Origin of the sequence: Opitutus sp. ER46 (assembly GCF_003054705.1) — a bacterium.
Lineage (GTDB): Bacteria > Verrucomicrobiota > Verrucomicrobiia > Opitutales > Opitutaceae > ER46.
The window spans coordinates 62510-83898 of record NZ_QAYX01000013.1; the positions used below are offsets into that span (position 1 = coordinate 62510).

General features: G+C 70.2%; 14 protein-coding genes. 5 read left to right on the top strand and 9 right to left on the bottom strand.

Features of this window, described 5'->3' with window-relative positions; all coding sequences use genetic code 11:
* Positions 1–10 precede the first annotated feature (10 nt).
* The 6 genes from DB354_RS22165 to DB354_RS01140 all read right to left on the bottom strand — a co-directional run bounded on the left by DB354_RS22165 (position 11) and on the right by DB354_RS01140 (position 6182).
* Positions 11–2359, bottom strand: coding sequence for a hypothetical protein (locus DB354_RS22165; RefSeq protein WP_107833588.1), 2349 nt, complete (start codon positions 2357–2359; stop codon positions 11–13).
* Between the two features lie 2 nt (positions 2360–2361).
* Positions 2362–3159, bottom strand: coding sequence for an outer membrane lipoprotein carrier protein LolA (locus DB354_RS22450; protein WP_199226763.1), 798 nt, complete (start codon positions 3157–3159; stop codon positions 2362–2364).
* 62 nt (positions 3160–3221) lie between these two features.
* Entirely contained in the window at positions 3222–4124 is a 903-nt protein-coding gene (locus DB354_RS01125; RefSeq protein WP_107833589.1) for a hypothetical protein, read from the bottom strand.
* Complete coding sequence (locus DB354_RS01130) at positions 4121–4777, bottom strand: beta-ketoacyl synthase chain length factor (protein WP_107833590.1); 657 nt, start codon at positions 4775–4777, stop codon at positions 4121–4123. Before DB354_RS01130 ends, DB354_RS01125 begins: the two co-directional genes overlap by 4 nt.
* Positions 4770–5885 carry a hypothetical protein gene (locus DB354_RS01135; RefSeq protein ID WP_107833591.1) on the bottom strand — a complete coding sequence of 372 codons (1116 nt, stop codon included), beginning with the start codon at positions 5883–5885 and terminating at the stop codon, positions 4770–4772. Before DB354_RS01135 ends, DB354_RS01130 begins: the two co-directional genes overlap by 8 nt.
* Complete coding sequence (locus tag DB354_RS01140) at positions 5886–6182, bottom strand: phosphopantetheine-binding protein (protein WP_107833592.1); 297 nt, start codon at positions 6180–6182, stop codon at positions 5886–5888.
* 160 nt (positions 6183–6342) lie between these two features.
* Between DB354_RS01140 and DB354_RS01145 the strand changes: the two genes are divergently transcribed.
* The 5 genes from DB354_RS01145 to DB354_RS01170 all read left to right on the top strand — a co-directional run bounded on the left by DB354_RS01145 (position 6343) and on the right by DB354_RS01170 (position 17542).
* Entirely contained in the window at positions 6343–7794 is a 1452-nt protein-coding gene (locus DB354_RS01145) for a radical SAM protein (RefSeq protein WP_107833593.1), read from the top strand.
* An 817-nt stretch (positions 7795–8611) separates the two neighbouring features.
* Positions 8612–9955 (top strand): class I adenylate-forming enzyme family protein, encoded by a 1344-nt coding sequence (locus tag DB354_RS01150; RefSeq protein WP_158277308.1) that lies wholly within the window; start codon positions 8612–8614, stop codon positions 9953–9955.
* Between the two features lie 980 nt (positions 9956–10935).
* On the top strand, positions 10936–12750 hold the full coding sequence (locus tag DB354_RS01155) for an aspartyl protease family protein (protein WP_107833595.1): 1815 nt from the start codon (positions 10936–10938) through the stop codon (positions 12748–12750).
* A gap of 458 nt (positions 12751–13208) precedes the next feature.
* Positions 13209–15011 (top strand): tetratricopeptide repeat protein, encoded by a 1803-nt coding sequence (locus DB354_RS01165; protein WP_146180056.1) that lies wholly within the window; start codon positions 13209–13211, stop codon positions 15009–15011.
* Between the two features lie 326 nt (positions 15012–15337).
* Positions 15338–17542, top strand: coding sequence for a tetratricopeptide repeat protein (locus tag DB354_RS01170; protein ID WP_107833597.1), 2205 nt, complete (start codon positions 15338–15340; stop codon positions 17540–17542).
* A gap of 470 nt (positions 17543–18012) precedes the next feature.
* On the opposite strand, the gene DB354_RS01175 is transcribed toward DB354_RS01170, so the two are convergent.
* The 3 genes from DB354_RS01175 to DB354_RS01185 form a co-directional block, all read right to left on the bottom strand.
* Positions 18013–18768 carry a glycosyltransferase gene (locus DB354_RS01175; protein WP_199226764.1) on the bottom strand — a complete coding sequence of 252 codons (756 nt, stop codon included), beginning with the start codon at positions 18766–18768 and terminating at the stop codon, positions 18013–18015.
* Complete coding sequence (locus tag DB354_RS01180) at positions 18765–19649, bottom strand: lysophospholipid acyltransferase family protein (RefSeq protein WP_107833599.1); 885 nt, start codon at positions 19647–19649, stop codon at positions 18765–18767. The genes DB354_RS01175 and DB354_RS01180 overlap by 4 nt, the downstream gene beginning before the upstream one ends.
* A 234-nt stretch (positions 19650–19883) precedes the next feature.
* A complete protein-coding gene (locus DB354_RS01185) occupies positions 19884–20819 on the bottom strand; it encodes a pteridine-dependent deoxygenase like protein (RefSeq protein ID WP_146180057.1) in 936 nt (311 codons plus the stop codon).
* Positions 20820–21389 lie beyond the last annotated feature (570 nt).

Consider the following 21389-nt stretch of genomic DNA (forward strand, 5'->3'; position numbering starts at 1 on the left):
AAAGCAGGGTTCACGATTGGTCCTTCCTCGGCGCGGCGCCGCCGCCGGCCCGCGCGAGCGGGATCAGCTCCACCGCGGCCAACGCGGTCAGCACGATCAGCGCCACCGTCGTGCCCAGCGCCGCCACCACCGCGATCCGGCTGAACGCCAGCACGCCGAAGGACGCCCCCGTCGTCAGCGCCGACAAGCGGATCGAGGGCGGCGGCTCCTCCCCCCGCGCCTCGTTCTCCGCGGAGAAGATCGCGTAGTTGTGACTCAGGCACACGCCGAGAAACGCGCCGAGCAGGTGAAAGAGGTTCAGCGTCTGCCCCGCCAGCCCGAGCGCGCCGAGCGCAAACAGGCACGAGCCCGCCGGGACGCCGAAGATCGCCGCCCCGCGCGGGAGCCGGTACAGCACGATCACGCTCAGCCCGAGCAGCCCGAGCCCGAGCGCGCTCAGCCGCAGCGCCGAGATGCGGTACCGCGCGAACAGGCCGTTCAGCGTCTGCAACTGGTCCAGCGCCACAGTGCCGAGCGTCGACGGTGGTTCCGCGCCCGGCGGATGCGCCGCCACCGTCAGGAACCAGTTGCCGTCCCCGCCCGCCGCCATCGTCAGCGCCAGCGGACCGCGCAGCGCCTGCGTCAGGTCGCGCACCATCGTCGCATACGCCGGCAACGGCCGCGCGAGCCACTCGGACCACGCGGTAAAGAAAGGCTCAAAGGCGTCCGCCTCGAAGCCGTGCCGGCCAAGCGCCGCGCGCAGCGCCGGCGCAAACCCCGCGAGTTCGTCTCGCCGCGCCCCGAGCGCCTCCGCGTCCGGGGGCGTCGGCAGCGCCATGCCGATCGAGGCCGCCTCCGCGCCCGGAAACGCCCCCGCGTGCCACGCCAGAAACGACTCGAGCGCGACGCGCGCCGCCGCCGGCGAATCGCCGCGCGTGAGGTAGATCGTACGCCCCGGGGTCTCGCCAAACTGCGCCCGCACCGCCACCGCCTCCTCGCGCATCCCGGCCGGCAACGCCTCGAGTTCACGAATGTCGTCGCGCCAGTGCAGCGTCCACGGGCCCACCAGCGCCACGACCGCCGCGCCTGCCAGCACCACCCGCGCGCCGAGGCGCACGCCCCGCCGGCCGGCCGGCAGCCGCGCCCGCGCGAAGTCCCGGGTCCGCGCGTGCGTGGCATCGAGCTGGCCAAACCAGAGCAGCGCCGTCGCCAGCGCCGCCACCAGCCCCGCGCTCACGAAGACGCTCAGTTGCCGGATCAGCGGCAGCTCCGACGCAAACAGGAGCGAGAAGCCCAGCACGGTGGTAAACGCGCTCACGAGGAGCGGCTTGAGCAGCCGCCGCACTTTCGCGCCGTAGCTTTCGTCCGACGTCAACGGCGGCTGCAGGTACAGATAAAAGCCATAGTCGATCGCCACGCCGCCCAGCAGCGAGCCCACGACAAAGACCAGCACGTGCACGCGGTCGAACGCCAGCGTCGTTGCCACCCAGGCGCCCAGCAGCGCCCCGAGCACCACCGGCGCGAGGTGCACCGCTTCCCAGAGTTGCCGTAGGCAGAGCACCGCCACGCCCAGTACCGCGAGCAACGAGATCGTGTTCAGCCACGAGAGCTCCTGCTGGATGCGGCGCCGGTTCTCCCCGGCAAAGCGCCCGATCGAGGTCCACTGCAGCTCCACCGCCGGCGCCAGGCGCCTCGCCTCGCCTTCCGCCCGCGCCACCGCCGCGAGCACCGGTTCCTGACCCGCCTCGGACAGCGGCGCCGCGCTCGTCCGCGCCCAGACCAGTCCCAGGTCGCCCGGCGCCGGTTCCGCCGACTCCAGCCCGCGAATACGTTCCACCAGCCCGGGCACGAGCAGCAGGGGATCCGCCGGCACAAGGTCCTGGAACGCCACCGCCTCGGGCGCCGCGAGAAAGTGCTCGAGGTCCGCCGCCGCCCGCTCCGCCAGCCACTCCGGCCAGGGTTGCTCCGGCGCCCGCGCCGCATGCTCCCGCGCCCGCGCGCCCAGCCAGCCGGGCAGCAGCAGGTCGAACCGGTGCACAAACACGTGCCGCCCCAGCGCCTCGCGCCCCACCGGATCCGGCAGGCGCACGACTTCGGCAAACGCGGGATCCGCCGCCAGCGCCGCCGCGAAGGCCGCGGTCGCCGCCTCCTGCTGCGCTCCGCCGTCACGCAGCACGAAGAGCGCGACTTTCGCCTGCTGCGCGCCGGCGAGGGTCCGCGCCAGTGCCAGCTCGGGCGCGCGCTCCGCCGGCGGGATCAGCTCGAGGATGTCCGTCGAAACCTTCCGCGCGTAGTCGAGCCGCGCCAGCCAGCCCAGCCCCGCCGCCACCGCCAGGGCCAGCACCAGCCGGATCAGCCACTTCTTGCCGGCGCGTCCCATGGTCAGCGGAAGTAGCGCTTCAACTCCTCGGCGCCAAAAACCACGCCCGTTTCCGTCGCGCCGATCTCAACCACGACGCGCTGGTCGGCACCGCGCCGAAACTCCAGCCGCCGCACCGCCAAGTCCGCCCCGACCACCGTCAGCGTGCTGAGCTGGCGCGCGAGCTCCGGGGTCTTCGGCACGAAGTCCAGCCGCCACGTCGCGCCGGCGCGGTTTGCCCGGATCGTGAAATAGCGATGCAGCGCCTCGAGGTCGAAGCGCAGCACGGGCAGCAGCACCGCATCCATCCGCGGCGCCCGCGGATCCGCCGCCATCTGCCGCGTCCGGCCCGCCGCATCCCGCATCAGCAGGCCCCGCGCATCCACCACCAGCAACTGCTCCTGCGGCGCCGCATAGTGCAGGCTCAGCCCGTGCTCTGCCGCGGAGCGCAGCTCCCCGCGCAGCACCACCGGCTCCTTGCGCACGCGAAACCAGCGGCGCTCGGTGAAGGTCGCGCGGACGTTCCCCTGCTCCGCCACCCGTCCAAAGAGTTCCCGCCACGCCTGCTCCGCCGGTCCGCCCAGCAGCGGTCCCCCGGTCTCGATCTCCGCCGGCATCACCGCCGCCTCCGCCTCGCCGGCCGCCCCGACCGGCCCCGCGCCGACCCCGATGCCAACAAGCAGGAGCCCGACTCCCGCCATTGCCCGCCGACCGCGACTGCAGTAGCGCCCCCTCCGCTCGTTCTCGTTCTCGTTCTCGTTCTCGTTCTCGTTCTCGTTCTCGTTCTCGTTCTCGTTCTCCACTCCGTCCTCCATCGCCATTCGCCCCGCCCGCGCAAACACGCCGGACGCAATCGATCGAAAACAACTAGGTGCGCAGAAATTCACGGTTGGGTGGACGCAGGCGGGTTGAGCGGCGTGAAGTTGAACCACAGGTACGGGTCCTGCCGCAACAGCGCCTCGAGCTGCCACAGGAACGCCTGAAAATGCCCGCGCGCCCGCTCCCGCGCCTCCCCCCTCGATTCGCCCGGCCGCACCGGGTCGTACCGCGGCGAGGCGTGCAGCGCCGCGAGCTGCGGCCCCTGCGGCACGCCGACCGACAGCAACACCGGCCGCTGGAAGATGTGCGCCAGCTCGTAGATCGTGAACGGGAACAGCCGCTTCGCCCCGAGAAACTCAAAGGGCTCCGCCCGCGCCGCAAACTCCAGCCGGTCACACTGCATCGCGATCGCCGCCGGCGTCGCCGCCGCTTCCTTTAGCCGGAAAAGCACCTCGCCCGGCTCGTTCACCCACACGAAATGCAGCCGGCCCTTGAACTGCGCCTCCATCCGGTCCGTGTCGTGCGAGTTCCCCACCCGCTGCCGCAGCACGTAGATCTCCCGATCCGCGTAGCCCGCGATCTGGCAGCCTTGCACGTCCGACACGCCGACGTGAAACGTGCCCAGCAGCATCGGCCCGCCGCCTTCGAGCCACTGGCGGAAATCCTCGCAACCCGCCGCGTACACGGTCCGGTACGGCCGGCCATCCGCCACCCGCAGTTTCGTGATCAGGCTCTCCTCGAAGGCGAAAAAGTGCCGGTAAGTCTCCCGCCGCGTCGGCAGCCGCCCGAGCACCGCCTCGAGGTACGCGCGCGAGTGCGCCCGCTGCTCCCGCATCGCCGCCCACGCCACCGCCGTGCCCAGCATCCGCGCCGGCCGATAGAGCCACTCCGGCACCACGCGGTCCGCCAGCCGGAGAAAGGGATAGCCCCAGCTCGGGCCGGGATTGCGACGCGCGTGGCGGCTCATGACCAATCCAGGTCCAGGCGCCACCCCGGCCCGACCGGCCCCGCATGCGCCCGTCGCTGCCGCAGGAGATCAAACCACCCTGGCAGCGTCAGCGCCGCCCCGGGCCAGTCGTCCGGCGTCAGCCGGAGCCGCGCCGCCGCCCCCGCCGCCTCCGCCGGCCCGACCGTGAGCGCATACGCGAAGGTGCGCTCGCTCGCCGCCTGCGGCGCCACCAGCCAGCTGCCGCACTCCTCGCCGCCGCAAAGGATCACGCGCGGCGCGGGCGACAACACCGCCGCCAGCAGCGCCTGCGCCACCAGCGCCTCGCCTCCCGCCATCGGGATGAACTCCCGCAACGGCTGCTGGCGCGCAATCAGCCCCTGCTGCACGCCGCTGGGATGAATCGAGGTCTGGAAGAGCGTCGGGCTTGCCGTCGGAAAGCTGTCGAGAAACGCCTCGAGCGCGCGCGCTTCGCCAAACTGCGAGGTGTACACCACCGCGTCCTCCTCGCGGGGCTGCAACTCGCCGACCAGCGCCCCCACCAGCATCCCGAGCTGCGTCATGCGCCGCACCGCCCCCGGCGCGAACCGGCCTTTCAGCCGCTCGCGCGTCGCCGCGGGCTGCTCCGCCCCGGGGTCGTCCGTCAGCACGATCTGGAGAGTGCGTTCAAACATGGCTCAGAAGCAGCGCCGCATGCGCGCCGCCGAAGGCATTGCTCGTGCAGAGCACCCCGTCAAAGCCGGCGTTGGCAAAGGGCGCCAGCGCCACGTTCGGCGCCAGCGTCGGCGCCTCGCTGCCCACGGTCCCGGGCGTCGTGCCCGCCCGCAGCGCCGCCGCCGCCACCGCGAGTTCCACCAGCCCGCAGCTGCCGAGCGTGTGCCCCAGGCTGCCTTTCCATCCGACCAGCGGTGCGCCCGGGAAGGCCTGCGCCAGCGCCGCGGCCTCGAGCTGGCCCGCCTCGAGCGTCCCGGTGCCGTGGCCTTTCAGCCAGAGCTTCCGGCCCGCCACCGCCGGCGCCAGCGGCGCCAGCACCGTCGCGAAGCCGCTGCCGTCGGCCCGGTTCGCCGTGAAATGATGCAACTCGTTGTGCAGGCTCTGCGCCGCCACCGCCAGGTCCCCGCGCCCCCGCGTCACCACCGCGTACGCCGCGCCGTCGCCGAGCCCGATCGAGCCGGTCGCCCGCGCCTGGTACGGCGCCGGGAACTGCGCGTTCAGGATCTTCAGCGCGTGAAACCCGCCCGCCACAAAGGGGCTCAGGAAGTCATAGGCCAGGACGAGCACTTCGTCCGCCGCGCCCGCCAGCACCAGCCGGCTCGCATGCGCCAGCGCGAGATGCGCCGACACGCACGCGTGCGAGAACACCGCCAGCGCCGGGCCCCAGCCGAGCTCGCGCCGCACGAGGTCCGTCGAGCCGTGCGGCGTGCCGTGGTCGGCCGAGCCGTCCTCTCCGTACCGACGAAACGCATACAGGCTGCCGACGCCGAAATTGCTGCTCGCGATCGCCACCGGGAACCGCGCCGTGCCCCAGGGTCGGTCCGCCACCGGCGCCAGGAGCGCGCGCAGCACCGGCACCCACGCCGGCGGATTGGTCTCATCGAGCGCGCGGCCAGGCAGCAGCGCCAGCGGCACCGCCTCGCCCCCCGCCCGCCCGAGCACGGGCGTCGGCTGCAGCGCGCGCACGCCGCCGACCAGCGCCGCAGCGGTCGCGGTCGCGTCGCCGAGCGGCGTGATGCAGCCGGTCGCCGCCAGCCGAACCGAATCCGATACTGCGGCGGCGGACATTCAGTTCGCGGGCGTGCCCGCGAGGGAGGCCAGCCGTGCCGGGTCCGCCCGCTGCCGGATGAACTGCGCCAGCGCCGCCACGCTCGCCAACGCCTGCCGCGATTCCTCGCTGCTGCTGATCTTGATCCCAAATTCCTTCTCGATCCGCACCACCAGCTCCAGGGCATCGATCGAGTCCAGCGACAGCCCCGAGCCGATCAGGGGCTTGTCATCCTCGATCTGCTGCGGGTCGACGTCCTCCAGCCGAAGGGTTTCGACAATGAGGTGTTTGAGCCGGAGGGTCAGCGGATCGTTCATAGCCGGCGCTACTGAGGCGCGATCCCCTGGCTCGGGCAAGCCCGGAGAACCCCGGCCCGCCCGGATCGCAAAAAACGACGAATAGGCGCCAATAAATCGCCATTGCAGGGACTTGCTAGCGGCGGAGTTGCGTCGGCAAGCTGCGGGCCCGCCCCGCCGCATGCGCGTCACGTTTGTCCATCCCGCCGGCTTCAACTTCGTGCCGGGCCAGCCCGACTTCGCCGTCCTGGCCAACCGCATGGCGCCCCTCGGCATCCTCCAGCTTGCCGCCTGGCTCGACCAACACGGGCACGAGACCGCGGTCCACGACTGCCTCGGGCCGGTCGCGCCGCGCGGGCTCGAGGCCAACGTCGCCGCCGTCCTCGCCACCCGGCCCGAACTCGTCGGTTTCTCCGCCACGACGTCCGCCTTCCTCGACGCGGTCGACCTCGCCGCCGGACTCAAGGCGCGCCGGCCCGACCTGCCCATCGTCTTCGGCAACATCCACGCCACCTCCCTCGGCGGTCCCCTGCTCGAGCGGTTTCCGGTCATCGATGCGCTCTGCGTCGGCGAGGGCGAGGGCGCGATGCTCGACCTTGCCGAGGGCAAGCCGTGGCGCGACATCCCCAACCTGGTCTTTCGCGACGGCGACGGCGTCCGCACCAACCCGCGCCGGCCGCGGCTCGGCGACCTGGATGCGCTGCCGTTCCCGGCCTACGGGAAGCTCGCAGGTTTTCCCCAGGGCTACCACTTGCCGCTGTTCTCCTACGAGCGGCGCTGGGGCGCTACGATGATCACCTCGCGCGGGTGCCCCTACACCTGCTCGTTCTGCGACCGCACCGTCTTCGAGCACCTGCACAAGTACAACTCGGCCGACTACATCTACGAGCACCTGAAACACCTGCGGGACCACTTCGGCGTCCACCACGTCAACATCTACGACGACCTCTTCACCGCCCACAAACCGCGCATCCAGGCGCTTTGCGAGCGGCTGATCACCGCGCCGCTGGAGGTACAGTTCAACTGCGCCGTCCGCACCGGCCACGAGTCCACCGAGCTGCTGACGCTCCTCCGCCGCGCCGGCGCGCTTATGGTCTCGCTCGGCATCGAGTCCGCCGATCCCGCCATGATGGCGCGCCACAAGGCGGGCGTGACGCTGGCGGGCGTGCGCGACACCGTCGCGCGCATCCACGCCGCCGGCCTGCGGGCCAAGGGGCTCTTCATCTTCGGCCTGCCAGGCGAGACGCCGGAGACGCTCCGCACCACGAGCGACTTCATCCTGTCGCTCGACTTGGACGACATGAACATGACCAAGTTCTGCCCGCTGCCCGGCGCGCCCATCTGGCAGGAATGCGTCAGCGGCGTCTCCGGCGATTTCCAGGAAGACTGGCGCTTGATGAACTGCCTGAACTTCGTGTTCCGCCCCCACGGCTTCCAGTCCCGGGAGGAGATGGACGCCCTCTATAACTGGCACGTCCGCCGTTTCTACAACAGCCGCGGCTACCACCGCCGCTTCGCCCGCCGGCTGTGGCAGCATCGCTGGAGCCTCTGGCACGTCCTCAAGCACCTCCCGAAAATTGCCCTCGCCCTGCGCTACTTCGGCGGCCATCGCCCCGCCACGAGCAAGGCGTAAGATGTCAGGCGATACCATCTGGCGGTAGGCCTTAAGCTATAGGCGGTAAGCGGTAAGCTGTAGGCTCCCCTAGCCGAGAACCCGGGCAGAGAAAGAGGAAGAGTACGAGTAAGAGAAAGATTCGAGCGCAGCGCGCTCGCGTTTTCGCTAGCGCGAAAATGCGAGAAGGTGGGGCTGTGCATCAAACCTCTGTTCCCTCCCTTGGCTCCTGTGAGATGCCTTGGAAATCGGTGCTCAAACCCACCCATCTCCAATCCGCCTTACAGGAGATAACAGAGGCAAGGGAGGGAATCTGTGAAGCGAAGGCTGAAGGAAGCGAAAGCTGAAGCCGGCGCCCGCGGCGCCGGATCCCGAACCCCACTTACTGTATTTTTCGCGCCGCCGAAAAATAAAGTTTCGTGCCTTTTGGTGCCTCTTCGTGGCCAACCCCGCCTTGGCTGTAGGCGGTAAGCGATAGGCTATTGGCTCCGAGCGGAGAATCTCGGGTAAAAGAGCAGGCGTCTGGGAAGCAGCGCTCTCGCGTTTTCGCTGGCGCGAAAATGCGAGAAGGTGGGTTTGTGCATCAAACCTCTGTTCCCTCCCTTGGCTCCTGTGAGATGCCTTGAATCCGCGGCTCCCTCTTGCGCCTTCTGCGCTTCTTTGCGGCCAACCCTGCCTTGGTCTATCCCGCCACCGGCGCCGCGCCTCTTTGCGACCCAAACCCAGCCTTGGGGTCTTGCCTTGGCAATCCGCGGCCTGCGAACGTTCGAACCTCATACCTTACCACCTTCAACCCGGCGCCATCGGCGCCGACCTCCCTCCCACCTCCGTGGCCTCTGTGACGCCAACCCTTCACCTGCCCACCCTCCTCTCGCACTGGGAGGAACTCGTCCGCGCCGAGCCGGCCGCCCTGGCCGTCATCGACGGCGCCTCGGGGCGGCGCTGGACGCGCGCGGAGCTCGACGCCGCCGCGACCGCGTGGCGGCAGCAGATTCCCGGCAACAGCCTCGCACGCCGGCGCGTGCTCCTCACCGAGCCCAACGGCATCGGCTGGTGGCAGGCCTTCCTCGGCCTCCTCCGCGCCGGCGCCATTCCCGCCGCCGGTGATCCCACCGAGCCCCTCGCCACCCAGCGCACCGTCGCCACCGCCATCGGCGCCGCCGCCCTCGGTCACGACGGCCAACTCGAACTCCTCCCCGACCCCCGCCCCACCCGCAGCCCCCGCGAGGCCTGCCTCATCAAGCTCACCAGCGGCTCCACCGGCACCCCCAAGGCCCTCGTCTTCACCCACGCCCAGATGATCGCGGACGGACGCCAGGTCTGCGCCGCCATGGGCATCACCCCCGGCGATCTCAACCTCGCCGTCATCCCCCTCGGCCACTCCTACGGGCTCGGCAACCTCGTGGTTCCCCTCCTCGTCCAAGGCACGCCCATGGTCTGCGCCGCGAGCCCCCTGCCCAGCGCCCTCGCCGAAGACTGCGCCCGCTGGCAACCCACCGTCTTTCCCGCCGTCCCCACGCTCCTGCGCGCCCTCGCGCGCACCGAGCTCCGCCCCGGCCAGCTCGACTGCCTCCGGCTCGTCATCTCCGCCGGCGCGCCCCTCACTCCCGAGATCGCCGCCGCCTTCCTCGCCCGCACCGGCCGGCGCGTCCACGGCTTCTACGGCTCCAGTGAGACCGGCGGCATCAGCTTCGACGCCGACGGCGAGGCCACGCTCACGGGCCGCAGCGTCGGCCGACCCTTTCCGTCCGTGCGGCTCCACTTCCGCCGCGGTCGACGCTTCGCCGTGTCCAGCGCCGCCGTCCGGGGCCTGGGCCGGTTCTCGCCGCCCGACTACGGCACGCTCAACGCGCACGGCGAACTTGTCCTGCAGGGCCGCAGCGGCCGCACGGTCAAGATCGGCGGCCGCCGGCTCAGCCTCGGCGAGGTCGAAACCGCCCTGCTCGCGCTGCCCGGTGTCCGCGCCGCGTGCGCCCTGCCGCACCCGTCGCGCGTCGACCACGTCGCCGCCGTGGTCGAAACCGACCTCTCCGGCGCCGAACTCCGCGCGGCGCTCGCCCTGCGCCTCGCCGGCTGGAAGATTCCCGACCGGCTCGTCGCCGTCCCGCAGCTTCCCCTCACCGCGCGCGGCAAGATCGACCGCGCCCGCGCCGCCGCGCTGGCCATCAGCGAGCAGCGTTAGGCGGTAGGCAGTAAGCGGAAAGCCGTAGGCCCCCGCCCCTTCGGCCTATAGCCTACAGCTTATCACCTATGGCCAACTCAATTTAGCCACGAAGAGGTTCTCGCTTCGCGATAACCTATGTAGAGGCTGCCCTCGGCGCCGTCGGCGCCGCGTCCGAAACCCCACTTACTTCAGTTTTCGCGCCGTCGAAAACTGAAGTCGCAGAGGAATCGGGCAGGAGTTCGAACCTTAGCACCTTAAACTTTATAACCTTCAACCCGGCGCCTCCGGCGCCGCGACCTCTGTTACCTCCCTTGCCTCCTGTGAGATGGCCTTGGAAATCGGTGCTCAAACCCACCCATCTCCAATCCGTTTTACAGGAGATAACAGAGGCAAGGGAGGGACTGTGGGACGCGAAGGCTGAAGGAAGCGAAGGCTGAAAGCTGAAGCCGGCGCCCGCCGGGGATGAACCCCCACTTACTTCAGTTTTCGCGCCGTCGAAAACTGAAGTCGCAGAGGAATCGGGCAGGAGTTCGAACCTTAGCACCTTAAACTTTAAAACCTTCAACCCGGCGTCTCCGCCGCCGTGACCTCTGTTACCTCCCTTGCCTCCTGTGAGATGTCTTGGCAATCCGTGGCTTCCTCTTGCGCCTTTTGCGCTTCTTTGCGGCCAAACGCTGTCGGCTGTAGGCGGTAAGCGGTAGGCTATTGGCTTCGAACCGAGAATTTGGGGAGAAAGAGTAAGAGTACGAGTAAGAGAAAGATTCGAGAGCAGCGCTCTCGCGTTTTCGCTGGCGCGAAAATGCGAGAAGTAGGGACTGTGCATCAAACCTCTGTTACCTCCCTTGCCTCCTGTGAGATGTCTTGGCAATCCGTGGCTTCCTCTTGCGCCTTTTGCGCTTCTTTGCGGCCAAACGCTGCCGGCTCATTTCTCACAGGAGATCGCAGAGGCCGCCAACACCGCCTTGGCAAAACCCGTCTTTATCCATTCCCTTGCGCGCATGGCTAACGTTCTGCGGATCGGTTGGTTGACTCTCCTCACCTGCGTGCTGGCGCTGCCCGCCTCGGCGGCCCCGGAGTCGGCGGCGGCACTGCTCGGCCGGCACCGCGCGTGGCGCGGCGGCGAGGCTTACCAGCGGCTCACCGTCACCCACGTCAGCGGCACGCTCGAGACGGCCGGACTCAAGGGCACATTCGAGCGCTGGGAATGCCGCGACGGCCGCCAGCGCACCGATGTGGACCTCGGCGTCGTCAAGGTCGCCCAAGGCTCCGACCGCCAGGCCGGTTGGTCCGTCACGCCCAGCGGGCAGGTCGAGACCAGCTCGCCGGCCGAGGAGGCGGAGCAGCGGCGCGCCCTCCAGTTCAGCTTCGGTGACCTCTTTGCCCACGCGACGCTCAGCGTATTGCCCGGCGAAACCTTCGACGGCCGCGCGTGCCAGGTGGTGCGTGCGGCCTGCCAGCCGGAGGGACGCTACGACCTGTTGCTCGACCCCGCCACGGGCGAACTCGTCGCCGCCCGCATCGTCGAGAACCAGGAGGAGCGCGTGGTGCGCTACGGCGACTGGCGCACGGTTAAGGGCGTCCGCTTCGCGTTCTCCGAACGGTCTGTCACCACGCGCACCGGCGACACGCAGGTCTTCCAGATCACCAAACTCGAGGTGAACCCGACGGTGCCCGCGGCCACCTTTGCCCGGCCGGCCGTGGCCTCGCGCGTGGCCTTCGCCGGCGGTGTACACCGCACCGCCGCCCTGCCTTTCCGGCTCGAGTCGGGCCGGCGGCTCTACCTCGATGTGACGATCAACGGCCACGCGGCGGAGGTGCTGCTCGACAGCGGCGCCGAGACGACCGTCATCGACCGCGCGTTCGCTGAAAAGGCCGGGCTCGCCGCACAGGGCGCCGTCGTCATGAACGGCACCGGCGGGACGACCCACGCGAGCATGGCGGGCGGCGTAAACATCACCCTCGGCGAGGCGACGCTGCAGAACCTCACCGTCGGTGTCTTCGACCTGTCGGACGTCTCGCGCCAGCTCGGCCGGCCGCTGCCGGTGGTCCTCGGCAAGGAGGTCTTCAACCTGCTCAACGTGGAGATCGACTTTGCCGCGCGGCGCATCGCCTTCCACGACCCGGCGACGTATGCCCCGGCACCGGACGCGGTGATCGTCCCGATCCAGTCAGCCAACGGCATCCGCTCGGTGCCGCTCGCGCTCGAGGGCCGGGAGCCGATCCAGGCCGACTTCGATCTCGGCAACGGCTCGCCGCTGATCGTGTTTCCCGCGTACGCGAAACGCGCCGCCCTGCTGGACCACCGTCGCACCGCACGCACGGTGAGCGGCGGCATCGGCGGGCTGCGCGAGGAGTCTCTCGCCGTCGTGCGCGAGGTGACCTTTGCCGGCGTCACGTTTCGCGACGTCCCCACGTCGTTCCCCGATGCCGGCATCGCCACGTTCGACTCGGAGCGCAGCGCCGCGAACGTCGGCCTGCCGCTCCTCAGCCGTTTCCACCTGACGACGGACTTCGCGCACGACCGGATCCTGGTCCGCCCGGCGGCCGACGCGACGCGGCCCTTCCCGAAGGATCGCGCGGGCCTGCGCGCCCTCCTGCAAGCGGGCCTGCTCAAGGTGATCTTCGTGGCGCCCGGTTCGCCGGCCGCCGCCGCCGGCTTTGTCGCGGGCGACCTCATCACCGCGATCGACGGCCAACCCGTCACGGGTGAGATGGTCGCCGGCCCGTGGTCGACGGCTCCCGCCGGCACGAAGGTGACGCTGACGCTCGCCAGCGGCGCCCGCCGCACGCTGACGCTCGCCGACTACTTCTAGCCGCTTTCGCGCCGCGCAGTTTTCGCTCTGCGCAGTTTTCGCTCCGCGAAAACTGATGTGGGGCTTCCGGCCTCCGTCCTCCGTCCTCCGGCCTCTGGCCTCCGTCCTCCGTCCTCCGGCTTCCGGCCTCCGGCTTCCGGCCTCTGGCCTCCGTCCTCCGGCTTCCGGCTTCCGGCCTCTGGCCGCCCCCGCGACGGCGCCTCGGTTACCTCCCTTGCCTCCTGTGAGATGCCTGGGACTCCGAGGCTCCCTCTTGCGCCTTTTGCGCTTTTTTGCGGCCAAACCCTGCTGGCTATAGGCGGTAAGCGATAGGCTATAGGCTCCGAACCACGAATTCCCGGGAGAAAGAGAAAGACTTTGCCTCTCCCTTGCCGACCCTCTGCGCCCGCTTTCTTGCGGCTAAACCTGTCTTGAACCAGACCCTCCGTGCCCTCTCCCTTTCCTCCTCCGTGACCTCTGTGTCCCCTCCGCCCCCGCGCCGACGCGTTGTCCTGCTCGCCGCCGGCCTGTTCCTCGGCACCGTCCTCCTGTTTCTCCGCGGCACCACGTATGGCTTCGTCAACTACGACGACCCCGCCTACGTCACCGCCAATCCCCACGTCCAGGCCGGGCTCACCTGGTCCGGCGTCGTCTGGGCCTTCACCGCCCCCGCCGACTACTGGCATCCGCTCACCTGGCTCAGCCACCTGCTCGACTGGCAGCTCTACGGCGCGGCCGCCGGCGGCCACCACGTCACCAGCGTTCTCTGGCACGCGCTCAATGCCGTGCTCGCGTTCCTCGTCTTCCAACGACTCGGGCTGACCGCCCTCCGCGCCGCCTTCGCTGCCGCCCTCTTCGCCTGGCATCCGCTCCGCGTCGAGTCCGTCGTCTGGATCACCGAGCGCAAGGACGTCATGAGCGGCGCCTGCTTCCTCCTCACCCTGCTGGCCTACGCCGGCTACGTCGAGCGCCGCGCCGCCGGCCGCCCGGCCGCCACCAGCTACGCCCTCACCCTCGCCGCCTTCGCCGCCGGGCTCATGTGCAAGCCGATGCTGGTCACGCTGCCGCTCGTGCTGTTGATCCTCGATGTCTGGCCGTTCCGTCGCGCCGGTTCCCGCGGCGCGTTTGCCCGTCTCGTCCTCGAGAAGCTGCCCTTCCTCCTGCTCGCCGCCGCCGTCGCCGCGCTCACCGTCCTCATGCAGCGGCAGGTCGGCGCCTTCGTCCTCGAGGTGCCGCTAACCGACCGCGTCGGCAACGCCGTCGTCGCGCTCGCCCGCTACCTCGGCAAACTCGCCTGGCCGTCCGACCTCATCGTCTGCTACGCGCACCCCGGTTCCTGGCCCGTCCTCATCGTCGCCGGCGCCGCCGCTCTCCTGCTCGCCCTCGCCGCCCTCGCCTGGCGTCAGCGGCACACCCGGCCCTGGGTCGCCGCGGGCCTGGCCTGGTTCGTCGTCACGCTCCTGCCGGTGCTCGGTCTCGTCCAAGTCGGGTTCCAATCGCTCGCCGACCGCTACACTTACCTGCCGCTGCTCGGCGTCGTTTGGGCCGTCGTCGCCAGCCTTCCCGCCTTCGCCTCCGCGCGCGGCCGCGCCGTTCTCGGCCTCGCCGCCGCCAGTCTCCTTGCGGCGCTCGCCGTGCGCACGTGGACGCAGCAGGCGACCTGGCGCGACTCCGTCACCTTGTTCACTCATGCCGTGACGCACTCACCCGGCAACGAGGTCGCCGAGGACCTGCTCTCCTCCGCCCTGTTGGCGGAAGGACGCCTCGACGAGGCCGCGCACCACGCCGAGCGGGCGCTGGCGCTGAACCCGCGCCGCGCCACCGCGGCCATCTCGCTCGCCAGCGTCCGGGAACGCCAGGGCCGGCTGGACGAGGCCAAAGCCCTCTACCGCACCGCGCTCGCCATCCAGCCGCCCGCGCCCGAGTTGCAGGCCCAACTCGCGCTGCTCGAACTGGCGACCGGTGAACCCGCCGCCGCGCGCGCCCGGCTCGTCCCGGCCCTCGTCGCCGCGCCCGGCCTCCGGGCTCCGACACTGCAGCTCGGCCAGGACGCGCTGCAGCGCGGCGACCTCGTCCGCGCGCGTTTCCTCTTCGAGGTCCTGATCGCCGCGTATCCGCGCGAAGTCGATGCCCGCGTCGGCCTCGGCACCGCGCTGATCCGCAGCGGCCAGCCCACCGCCGGCCGCGAGCACTGGCGCCGCGCTCTGGAACTCGACCCCGCCTATCCCGGCCTCCGCGAGGCTATCGCTCCGCCAGTTTTCGCTCCGCGAAAACTGCAGTAAGGGCGCTGCTCTCGAATCTTTCTCTTACTCTTACTCCTACTCTTTCTGCCCCTGAGGGTATCAGCACTCGGCATGGAGCATACAGGCATCGAACCACCGACACGAATAACGGATAACCAATAACCGATAACTCATCATTTTTGCGCCTTTTGCGCTTCTTTGCGGCCAAACCCTCTTGGCTTCAGGCTGTCGGCGGTAAGCTGGGCGCCGGTCTTGCGCCCCTCCGGGTTTGGTTTTTGCCTCGCAAGAACCCAAGGCCCTTGAGCCGACCGCCCCTCCAGTCTCCTCCCCCTGATTCCCCGCGCCTCCGCTTCCTCCTCTGCGCGGTGCTCGTGCTCGCGGCGATGCTGGCCTACGCGAACACGTTCCACGCCCCGTTCGTCTTCGACGACGTCTCCTCGATCGCCGACAACCCGACCATTCGCGACCTGCGCCACTGGCGCGACGTCCTGTTCCCCGTCGCCGGTTTCGGCGTCACCATCAGCGGCCGCCCCGTCCTCAATCTCTCGCTCGCGCTCTGCCACGCGCTCAGCGGCCAGGCGGTCTGGAGCTACCACGCGTTCAACCTCCTCGTGCACGTGCTCGCGGGACTCACCGCGTTCGGCGTGGTCCGCCGCACACTTCTGCTCGTGCCCGGCACCACTCCACTTGACGCGCGACGGCGCGCGGACGCCACCGGGCTCGGCTTCGCCGTCGCGCTGCTCTGGACCGTCCACCCGCTGCAAACGGAGTCCGTCACCTACATCATCCAGCGCACCGAGTCGCTGATGGGACTCTGCGTGCTGCTGACGCTCTACGGTTTCATCCGCGGCGCGACCTCCCCGCATCCCGCGCGCTGGCACGCGCTGGCCGTGGCCGCGTGCCTGGCCGGCGTGGGCACCAAGGAAGTCGCCGCGGTCGCGCCGCTCCTGGTTCTGCTCTACGACCGCACGTTCCTCGCCGGCACGTTTGCCGCAGCGTGGCGGCAGCGTCGCGCCGTGCACCTCAGCCTGCTGGCCACGTGGCTCCCGCTCGCGCTGCTGGTCGGCAGCACCGGCTGGAACCGCGGCGGCACCGCCGGGTTCAACGTCGGGCTCGCGCCGTGGGCGTACTGGGGCACGCAGTTCGAGGCGATCGCGCGCTACCTGCAGCTCGCGCTCTGGCCGCACCCGTTGGTCTTCGAATACGGCACGTTCTGGGCCGACCTCCCCACCGCCGCCGCCTTCGCGCTGCTCATCGTCCCGCTGGTCGCGCTGACCGTCGTCGCGCTCCGCCGCTGGCCCCGCGCGGGTTTTCTCGGGGCCTGGTTCTTCCTGGTCCTGGCGCCGACCAGCCTGATGCCGGGCACGCTGCAGATGATCGTGGAACACCGGATGTACCTGCCGCTCCTGTCCGTCCTGGCCGGCGGCGTCGTCGGGCTCCACGCGCTCTGCAGCCGCCGCGCGCCGGCGCGCCTCGCCCGCTTCGGGCCGCTCGCCGCCTGCGGCGTCGCTGTGCCGCTGGGCCTGCTCACGCACGCACGCAACGCGGTGTACGCCGACGACCTCACCCTCTGGCGCACGACGGTCGCGCAACGCCCCGGCAGTGCCATCGCGCAGGGTGGACTCGGCACCGCCTGGTTCCAGCGCGGCGAGTTCCGCGCCGCGCTCACGCATTACGAACGCGCGCTGCAACTCGCCCCCGGTCGCGCCGGCAGCCACTACCATCTCGCGTTGACGCACGCCGCGCTCGGCAACCCCGCCGCCGCGGCCGAGCACAACGAGGCCGCCCTGCGCATCAACCCGCTTTTCTACCCCGCGCACTACCAACTCGGTCTCGCCCTCACGCAGCTCGGCCGGACCGACGAGGCCATTGCGCACCTCGCCGAGGCGGCCCGCCTGCAGCCGGCGCAGGCGGAAACCCAGTACGCGTGGGCGGGAGCCCTCGCCCAGGCGGGACGCTGGAGCGACGCTGTCACGCGCTACGAGGAGGCGCTCCGGCTGCGTCCCGGCTGGGCCACGGTGGAGAACGACCTCGGCAGCGCGCTGCTGCGCCTCGACCGCGTGGCCGACGCCCTCGCCTGCTTCACCCGCGCGCTGGAACACGAGCCCGGCCTCACCGAAGCGCGACTCAACCAGGGCCTCGCGCAGGCGCGCCGCGGCGATGCCTCCGCCGCCCTCGCCACGTACGCCGAAGCCGTGCGCCTGGCGCCCGCCCACGCCCGCGCGCGTCTCCAACTCGGGATCGCCCTTGGCCGCAGCGGCCGGGTCGCCGAGGCCGTGCCCCAGCTGCAGGAGGCGGTCCGCCTCGCTCCGGCCAGCGCCGAGCCGCCCTTCAACCTGGGCATTGCGCTCGCGCAACTGGGACGCCTGCCCGAGGCGGTCGACGCCTACGCTGCCGTGATCGCGCTCCAGCCGGGCCACGCCCCGGCCCACACGAACCTCGCGATCGTCCTGCTGCAGCTCCGGCGCCCCGCCGAGGCGCGCGAGCACCTCGCCGCCGCGCTCCGCGCCGCCCCCGACTACCCGCCCGCCCGCGCGCTGGCGGAGCGGCTGGGGTTGGTTAGGCGGTAGGCTGTAGGCTATAAGCGGTAAGCCGGAGGCTGTAGGCTGTAAGCTGTAGGCTCTTGGCTTTCGAGCCACCGACACCCGTGGCCAACCTCCGGCTCGAACTCTGCGCCCTCTGCTACCTCCTGTAGAAACTGCCTTGGACTCAGTATCCCGATCCCTTCTACAGGAGATCGCTGAGCTCGCAGAGGAATCGGGCAGGAGTTCGAGCCTTAGCACCTTAAACCTTACAACCTTCAACCCGGCGCCACGGGCGCCATGACCTCTGTTACCTCCCTTGTCTCCTGTGAGATGTCTTGGACATCCACCCATGTTCAACCCGTCTTACAGGAGATAACAGAGGCAAGGGAGGGACTCCGGGGAAACGAAGGCTGAAAGCTGAAGCCACCGGTTCCGGAACCCCACTTACTTCAGTTTTCGCGCCGTCGAAAACTGAAGTCGCAGAGCGATCGATCAGGAGTCCGGACCTTAGCACCTTAAACCTTATCACCTTCAACTCGGCGCCTACGGCGCCGAAAGACCAACGCCGCGATCAGCCGCGTGTGGAGCCAGACGAGGCAGACGTTGTCGCGCAGGTAATGAAAGTGCGAGACGCCGCCTTCGCGGGTGGAAAAGTACCGCACCGGTGCGGGAATGTTCAGCGTGGGCGTGCCGGCCCAGACGAGCCGCACTGCCGCCTCGGTGTCGAAATCGTAGCGCCGACCCGTGCGGCGCGGACCGAGCACCGCCAGCAGCGGCGCGAGCGGATACACGCGGAAGCCGAAGAGCGGGTCGGCGATCGCCGGGCCGCGCGTCTCGAGGTGGACGAGCCCCACGCTCAGTTTTCGTCCGTGCAGCCGTTCGGCGGGGATGTTGGCCGGGAAGACCGGCTGACCGAGGACGAGGGCGGCGGGCGCGGCCGCGGACCGCGCCATGAATTCGCCGATGCTCGCCGCCGGGTGCTGGCCGTCGGCGTCCATGACCAGCGCGTGGGTGAACCCGCGCGCGCGGGCCCAGGCGGCGCCGGCGAGCACCGCGGCGCCCTTGCCCTCGTTGCGCGGGCGCTCGAGCACGTGCAGGCCCGGCAACTCCGCGGCGAGCCGCCGCATCGCCTCGCCGCCACCGTCGGTGCTCCCGTCGATCACGACGAGGACCGGTTGCCAGCAGCCCAGCGCCTCCCGCACCACCGCGGTCAGCCGCGGGCCGGTGTTGTAGCTGGGAAGAAGCAGGAGGTGGGTGGGCGAAGGCGTCATGAGCCGGCCCACGAGCTGACCGGTTCGCCCCATACCGCCGGCACCCCGGCGCCTTCGGCGGCGACGCCGTCCTCGCGCAGCCAGGCTTCAAGATAGTGGGTCACGGCGGCGGCATGGGCGCCGACGAACGCGCGGTCCGCCATGGGCAGGGGCGCGCCGGTGCGATCCGCCTCGACGGCGGCAGCCGCCGGCACCGCCCAGAAAACGCCGTCGCGATCGGCCACGAGCCGCGGCCCGAGCTCAAGCTGCACGCGGATCGGCAGGATCGGGATCTCCCAGCACGACCAGCCTTTCGCGAGCACGTTGGAGTTGCAGCGGATTCGCACGAGCTGAATGGCGGTGCCCGCCCGCTGCGCGATGGCCGCGAAACCCGGCCGCAGCGGCCCCAGCACCTGGCCCGGCGGGGTCCGCGTGCCCTCGGGAAACAGCACGAGCGTGCTGCCCGCCGCGACCGCCGCGCTCGCGGCGCGGATCGTATCGACCCCGGCCTGGCTCGGCACGTAGCCGGCGCGCAGGGCGCAGCAGCCGAAGACCGGGTTGCGGCGGATGCTGGGCTTGAAGAGGCAGATCGCCCGCGGGATCCGCGCCAGCAGATAGGTGATGTCCATCAGCCCCGGATGATTGCCCACGACGACGAGCCCCGGCGGCAGGTGGTCGAAGCCCGGATCGTACTGCACGCGGCACACCGTCGTAAGCCTCATCCAGCGGATGAAGAGCCGGCACGCCCGATGCACGAGGCCCTGGAACCGGCCCGTGATCGCCGCCGACCGCGGCAGGAGCAGCCCGGCCAGGCAAACGGCATTCAGCCCCGCCCCCACCAGCGCGAACAGCACCAGGGTGAGGTAGTAGACGACGATCCAATAGGCCTTGAGGAGGGTCATGCCGGAGCGAGGAATGCGGCCGTGAACTGTCAGGCTCCGTAGCAAGAGGTGTCAACGCGCGGCCGCGGCGGCGCGGCCGCGCTAATGCAGAATGATGAATTGTGAATGAAGAATGCCGGAGGCTGGGGTGGCATCGCCGCCCCCAGTTGGCTCCGCGCGACGCCCTACACCTTACGCCCTACTCTCGCTGCCGCGTGCGGCGACCGACGCCTCCCGGCGTCGGCGACCGCCCGCCTATTCCGTTTTCGCGGCAGCGAAAACGGTCAGCTCGATCTCCACGTTCAAATCGGCGCGGCAGATGTCCGCCCGCACATAGCTCACCCGGTCGGTCGGCCGCAGGAGATCGCGGTCAAGGACCGCCGCCACCGTAGGCAGGTCGGCCGCGTGCCGCAGGTACACCCGCACGTGCCGCTCCACCTCGCCCGGCGCGCCCAAGACCGCCCCCAGGCCGGCGGCCGCCCCGATCCCCTGCAGGTTCTCCACCGTGCAGGCCAGCTGCCGCGCCGTGTCGCCCGGCGTCAGCGTGCGGTATCCGCGGATGGCGGACGTGCCGGAGATGAAGACGTCTCGCCGGCCGCCCGGCAGCGCCACGACCGTCGCCCGCGCAAAGCTCGGCGGCCGCGGCCCATACGCCGCCGGATACTGGTAGGCCGGCACCTGCACCGGGTTCTCCACGTGCGCCACATCCTGCCGCGTGGCGACGAACACCACGCCGAGCTCCTCCGCGTCGCTGCCCACGGCCGAGGCCGCCGGGATGCGCCGCTTGAAATCGGCCCCCCACGCCGCTTCGTAGGCGCGGGCGCGCCCGCTGCAGAACGCGCGATAAAACTCCAGTCCGTCGGCGCGCGGCGCGTTAATCCGCGGCACGGTGTTCCAGACTCGCGCCAGCGCCCAGCCCGCCGTGAGCTCCGCCAGCTCCCGATACAGCGCGTACGCGCTCTCCTCAATCGCCTCTCCCGCCGGCGCCTCCGCGTGGCCCACGAGATAATCCGGCGCCGTCGCCAGCGTGAACGCGCCCGACCGACCGGCCGGCTGCGCCGCCGGAAAGAGATCCTCCGTCACCGCACCCGCCAGCACCGGCAGTCCCGGTCGCAGCGGCGTGCCTCCCGCCGCGCCGAAGCGCAGACAGAGGGAGGGCAAGGCTTCGGCGATGGCGGCGGGGAACGTCACGGGGTCCAACCAGACTGAACGGCGACCCCGACCCGGCGGAAGCCGGAAATGTAAGCCAAGGCTGAAGGCCGAAAGCTGAAAGCTGAAGTGGCCTGAATCTCAGATTCGATCTGAAATGAACCACGGAGACACGGAGAAGACCGGTGGGCGGTAGGCCACGAAAAGGCACGACGAGGCACGAAAAGAAACCCGGAGCCCGGTCATCGCGCAGGCGATGGCTCGGGCGGCGGGAGGGGTGGCTTTTGACGCTGCAAACGCCACCGGTTCGCCCCGGTCGCTTGACGCGACCGTTGAGCGCTGAAGCGCTGCTTTCCGGATCTTTCTCTTACTCCTACTCTTCCTCTTTCTCTGCCTGGGCCCTCGGCTTGGCGGCCGACAGCTTACCGCCTATCGCTTATAGCCAAGGCAGGGGGGGCGGGGCACAGATCTCACTGAGCTCGGAGGAGGTGTCCTCTGACATCTGACCTCCGACATCTGACATCCGTCCCCCGGCCTCTGTCCTCCGGCTTCAGCCCTGCTATGAGGCCGATTACGGCAAGCGCAAAAAGTCCGCCCGCGGCGCACGAGTAG

Coding starts and splice junctions, on each gene's coding strand:
- DB354_RS22165 (WP_107833588.1), bottom strand. CDS start 2,359: ATGGGACGCGCCGGCAAGAAGTGGCTGATCCGGCTGGTGCTGGCCCTG.
- DB354_RS22450 (WP_199226763.1), bottom strand. CDS start 3,159: ATGGCGATGGAGGACGGAGTGGAGAACGAGAACGAGAACGAGAACGAG.
- DB354_RS01125 (WP_107833589.1), bottom strand. CDS start 4,124: ATGAGCCGCCACGCGCGTCGCAATCCCGGCCCGAGCTGGGGCTATCCC.
- DB354_RS01130 (WP_107833590.1), bottom strand. CDS start 4,777: ATGTTTGAACGCACTCTCCAGATCGTGCTGACGGACGACCCCGGGGCG.
- DB354_RS01135 (WP_107833591.1), bottom strand. CDS start 5,885: ATGTCCGCCGCCGCAGTATCGGATTCGGTTCGGCTGGCGGCGACCGGC.
- DB354_RS01140 (WP_107833592.1), bottom strand. CDS start 6,182: ATGAACGATCCGCTGACCCTCCGGCTCAAACACCTCATTGTCGAAACC.
- DB354_RS01145 (WP_107833593.1), top strand. CDS start 6,343: ATGCGCGTCACGTTTGTCCATCCCGCCGGCTTCAACTTCGTGCCGGGC.
- DB354_RS01155 (WP_107833595.1), top strand. CDS start 10,936: ATGGCTAACGTTCTGCGGATCGGTTGGTTGACTCTCCTCACCTGCGTG.
- DB354_RS01175 (WP_199226764.1), bottom strand. CDS start 18,768: ATGACGCCTTCGCCCACCCACCTCCTGCTTCTTCCCAGCTACAACACC.
- DB354_RS01180 (WP_107833599.1), bottom strand. CDS start 19,649: ATGACCCTCCTCAAGGCCTATTGGATCGTCGTCTACTACCTCACCCTG.